The organism is Nocardia sp. NPDC101769 (assembly GCF_044766925.1).
Taxonomy (GTDB): Bacteria; Actinomycetota; Actinomycetes; order Mycobacteriales; family Mycobacteriaceae; genus Nocardia.
In genome coordinates this window covers 1-3,786 of the sequence record NZ_JBIWMX010000105.1, presented here as the reverse complement: position 1 = coordinate 3,786, position 3,786 = coordinate 1, and the positions used below count along the sequence as shown (strand labels likewise).

6 protein-coding genes are annotated in these 3,786 nt (G+C 63.9%); 2 read left to right on the top strand and 4 right to left on the bottom strand.

All coding sequences use genetic code 11. The features are described from left to right. Positions 1-262: 262 nt before the first annotated feature. The 3 genes from ACIRRA_RS45590 to ACIRRA_RS45580 form a co-directional block, all read right to left on the bottom strand. Positions 263-760 carry a transposase gene (locus ACIRRA_RS45590; protein WP_402782277.1) on the bottom strand — a complete coding sequence of 166 codons (498 nt, stop codon included), beginning with the start codon at positions 758-760 and terminating at the stop codon, positions 263-265. Between the two features lie 6 nt (positions 761-766). Further along, positions 767-904, bottom strand: a complete 138-nt coding sequence (locus ACIRRA_RS45585; protein ID WP_402782274.1) for a hypothetical protein — start codon at positions 902-904, stop codon at positions 767-769. Positions 905-975: 71 nt separating this feature from the next. After that, a complete protein-coding gene (locus tag ACIRRA_RS45580) occupies positions 976-1,968 on the bottom strand; it encodes a sigma-70 family RNA polymerase sigma factor (RefSeq protein ID WP_402782271.1) in 993 nt (330 codons plus the stop codon). A 170-nt stretch (positions 1,969-2,138) separates the two neighbouring features. On the opposite strand from ACIRRA_RS45580, the gene ACIRRA_RS45575 reads away from it, so the two are divergent. Further along, entirely contained in the window at positions 2,139-2,735 is a 597-nt protein-coding gene (locus ACIRRA_RS45575; protein ID WP_402782268.1) for a dihydrofolate reductase family protein, read from the top strand. 64 nt (positions 2,736-2,799) lie between these two features. Here ACIRRA_RS45575 and ACIRRA_RS45570 read toward each other — a convergent pair whose 3' ends face one another. Further along, positions 2,800-2,943 carry a hypothetical protein gene (locus ACIRRA_RS45570; protein WP_402782265.1) on the bottom strand — a complete coding sequence of 48 codons (144 nt, stop codon included), beginning with the start codon at positions 2,941-2,943 and terminating at the stop codon, positions 2,800-2,802. Between the two features lie 55 nt (positions 2,944-2,998). Between ACIRRA_RS45570 and ACIRRA_RS45565 the strand changes: the two genes are divergently transcribed. Further along, positions 2,999-3,322 carry a hypothetical protein gene (locus ACIRRA_RS45565; RefSeq protein WP_402782262.1) on the top strand — a complete coding sequence of 108 codons (324 nt, stop codon included), beginning with the start codon at positions 2,999-3,001 and terminating at the stop codon, positions 3,320-3,322. Positions 3,323-3,786 lie beyond the last annotated feature (464 nt).

Here is a 3,786-nt window from a genome sequence, read left to right as displayed (position 1 = left end):
TCGCCGCAACCCTGGGAACTGCCGCACTGTCTATCATGTGGTGGTTCATCGCGGGCCGGGCCATGATCGAGGCCGCCCGGGGTTGACCCGAATTGTTCACCGTCGACTCCAAGGGCTGGGACAGTGCTGACTGTGGGCAATCTCCGGGCCGACTGGACCCCACGGGCCTGAATCACCAAGGCCGGCATCGTTTTCGGCATGGTCTAGCTGCGTCATCCTCCGTGTCTTCGCGCGCCGGGCGCGTCGCCACCCGGCGCCGGCTTCACCGACGGTGGGCAGTGTTGCCACGGCCCGGTCGAACAGGCGCGGGCCTTTCGCCCTTCGCCCCAGCTGCGCCGCTTCCATGCCTCGGGTGGCGCGTCCCGCGACGACCTGGTCGGCGCGCCGGCTTGCCGGACAGGGACACGATCGGCGCACTGCTGGGCGCCGCCACCACATACCCGATCCGCCGTCGTTCGAGCCAGCGCCGCAACTTCGAATCACCGCCGTAGGCCTCGCCGGCGGTGACCCAGCGAGCGGGCGCACCCGCATCCAGCGCACGAGCCAGCATCCTTTGAGCCAGAACCTGTTTCGTGGCGAAGTCGACCTCGTCGGGCACCCCCGCCTCCCGGCAACGGTCCCGATCGGCGGTCCACGACTTCGGCAGATACAACTCCCTGTCGATCAGCGTGCGGCCCTTCACACTCGTGTACGCACAGAACAAGCCCAGCTGACGGTCCTCCACCCGACCGGCCGTTCCCGAGTATTGCCTGCACCCCAGCGGATTTCACTCCTTCTTCAGGAATCCGGTCTCGTCGACAACCAGCACACCATCCGCATCGCCCAGATACTCGACGGCGTATGCGCGTGCATCATCGCGCACCCCATCGACATCCCACGCCGCCGCGTTCAGCAAGCGCTGCATCCCGTTCGGTGTCAGATGGAGTACTTGCGCGGATAGACCGCCTTCGAGTCCACGATAGACTCGAAGGCGGTCTACTGTGCACTCGGGAGGGATTGCGGCAGGCCGAATATGGGGAGGACAGTGTTCTCGAAGGCGGTCATGGCGCCGATTCGGTCGCCGGCGAGAGTGAGGACGAAGAGGCCGGATCCGTCGATGCCGGTGGAGGGGTGTCGGTAGACCCCGAACGCCGGCTGACCGTTGGCTCGCGTCGGCACCAGTTCGAATCTCTGTGCCGAGCCGAAAATGAGTGCGAAGAACCGGGCCACGATGTCTTTGCCCCGGTATTCCAGCGGTATCGGTGGCATCGACATGAAGACGTCGTCGGTCAACAGGGCCACCAACGCGTCGATGTCGGCAGATTCGTAGGCGCTGACGAACTTCGCCACGATCGCGTCCTCGGCAGGTGAGTCGCCAGCGGGCAGCTGCTCTCGGGCAGTAGTCACCGGCAGTCGGCGCTGCATTCCTGCACGCGCGCGTTTGAGGGTGCTCTTGACCGATTCGACGGTCGTGTCCAGCATGTCGGCTACTTCGTTCGCGTGGAATCCGAGGACGTCGCGCAGGATCAGGACGGCGAGCTGGCGAGGCGGCAAGATCTGCAGGGCGGTCACGAAGGCCAGGGAAATGGATTCGGTTTGCTCGTAGCGCGCCTCCGGACCGAGCGGCACACTGATCGCACCGTCCAGAAGGGCGTCGGGATAGGGCTCGAGCCAGTGGATTTCGCCGAGTCCGGTGGGTTCCGGTAATTCGATTCCCGGGATGTCCCACTGCTTTGCAGGACTTCGGCGAGCAGAGCGCAGCGCGTCGAGGCACCGATTGGTGGCGATGCGGTAGAGCCAGGTGCGAAGTGAGGCGCGCCCGTCGAATCGTTCGAGCCCTCGCCAAGCGGCGAGCATCGTGTCCTGGAGAGCGTCCTCGGCATCCTGGAACGATCCGAGCATCCGGTAGCAGTGCACCTGTAGCTCGCGACGGTGTGGCTCGGTCAGCGCTCGGAATGCCTCGCCGTCGCCCGCCTGCGCCCTCGACATCAGGTCCGTTCTCGCCAACTCCACTCCCGCCACCTCATTCCTTGTGTGCAGTTCCACGCTGTATGGACGCCGGCCAAGGCTCGAACGGGGCGGTCGCGGAGCGCCTCCTTTTCCGATGCCGCGGCGTCTAAACCAGTGCCAGCCGACAACATTGTCAAAGGAGCACGGAAATGGGAAAGATCGTCATCAGCTCGAATGCCACACTCGATGGAGTGGTCCAAGACCCGGACGGCGAGGAAGGCTTCGAGCTGGGCGGCTGGTTCCACCAGTTCGTGGGGGTCAAGGACTTCGAAGACTGGGGCGCCCGCGAGCAGGAGGAAGCGCTGAGTGCCGAGGCGCTACTGATGGGGCGGCGCAGCAGTGAGTGGTTCGCGTCCCGGATGCTGTCGGGCGAGGGCGATGTCCGCGTAAGCCCCGTGTGGGCGAACAGGATCAAGAGCATGCCCAAGTACGTCGTGTCGTCGACTCTCGAAGATCCCCGGTGGAGCAACGCCACGGTCCTCAGCGGCGAGGTGGTGAAGGAGGTTTCGGAGCTGAAGCGGAAGGTGGACGGGGAAATCCTGGTCTACGGCAGCTATCAGCTCGTGCGCACGCTGATAGAACAGAACCTGGCCGATGAACTGCGGCTGGTAGTTTTCCCGGTCGTGCTGGGAACCGGCCTACGTATCTTCGACGAGACCAGCGACAAGAAGCCGCTGCACCTGGTCAACACACGAAAGATCGGTGACGGCCTGCTGTTCTACACCTACGAATTCGTGCAAGGCTAACGGCTGTAGACGGCGACGAAGTCGCGTTCGTCGGTGTTGAAGTAGCGTCCCCCGTTTGACGGAATTAGGGGAGAAGCGTGGTCGCGGGCGGGTTGATGGGGTCGCGGATGCTGTCGTAGGTCATGAACGAGACCGACCCGGTGTTGATGTCGAGCTCCATCGCCCGCACCGCGCCCGCACGGTGCAGCAGTTCGGCGAATGTGCGCACGAACAGCGCAGGGCCACACGCTGTCCAGGTGCCGATTCGACCGAAGGTCTCCCGTATGGACCAGGCAGCGATCGAGATTGCCGTCGACGCGGCCGCGGTCCTGGAGTCGCGAGATCTCGAGGATGCCGCCGTGTCGGACCGGCAGGACGATGTCGTAGATCAGGTTCCACCGGAACTGCTGAGCAGAGTGCCAGCGCTGGATTGGTGCCACAGCGTCGACGCGCTCGCCCGCGAGCAGCAACTGCTCACCGACAACAGTGCGCTTGCTGCCCGGGTCCGCGCACTGACAGCTGTGGTCGTTGAGCTCACGCAGGAAGCCAACACCGACAAAATCGTGCCGTTCCAACGAGTCCGGGGATCACGGCTCTACACCTGCTAGCCTGGCCACGACCCGGGTTCCGACAGGTGTTGGTTGGGCGAGAGAATCTGTGACCCCTGGCAACGCGCTCACGCGTACATCGCACGATTCGATCACACCAACATCCTCCAAATAGCCGCATACCGCGCTGACCGAACCGGCCGGCCAGGGCATCGGAAGACCGACGGGTAGAGCGTCGTATGGCTGGCGGCAGTGCTCGCTCATGCTGATGTGAGATGAGTTGTGGTACAGGCCATCCGGAGTGTTGTGAGGTATGCCCTAGCTTGGTGAAATACGCCGCCTCATGTCACGTGGACGCCAGAATCGCACTTCTAATCGGCCATGTCTGGACCCTCAGCGGGGTCGCCGCCTAGTTCGGTGACCAGCTGCGGGTAGTTCGCCAGCGATGTGCCCCGAATCACATTCATGTCTTGAATTGTCAAATCTTTGTCCTGAATCGTCAAGACCTGCGGTCGGCTGGGACG

Bases quoted from the DNA above. Each gene is read 5' to 3' on its own strand.
- ACIRRA_RS45585 (WP_402782274.1), bottom strand. From the start codon at position 904: ATGCAGCGCTTGCTGAACGCGGCGGCGTGGGATGTCGATGGGGTGCGC.
- ACIRRA_RS45580 (WP_402782271.1), bottom strand. From the start codon at position 1,968: ATGTCGAGGGCGCAGGCGGGCGACGGCGAGGCATTCCGAGCGCTGACC.
- ACIRRA_RS45575 (WP_402782268.1), top strand. From the start codon at position 2,139: ATGGGAAAGATCGTCATCAGCTCGAATGCCACACTCGATGGAGTGGTC.
- ACIRRA_RS45565 (WP_402782262.1), top strand. From the start codon at position 2,999: ATGGACCAGGCAGCGATCGAGATTGCCGTCGACGCGGCCGCGGTCCTG.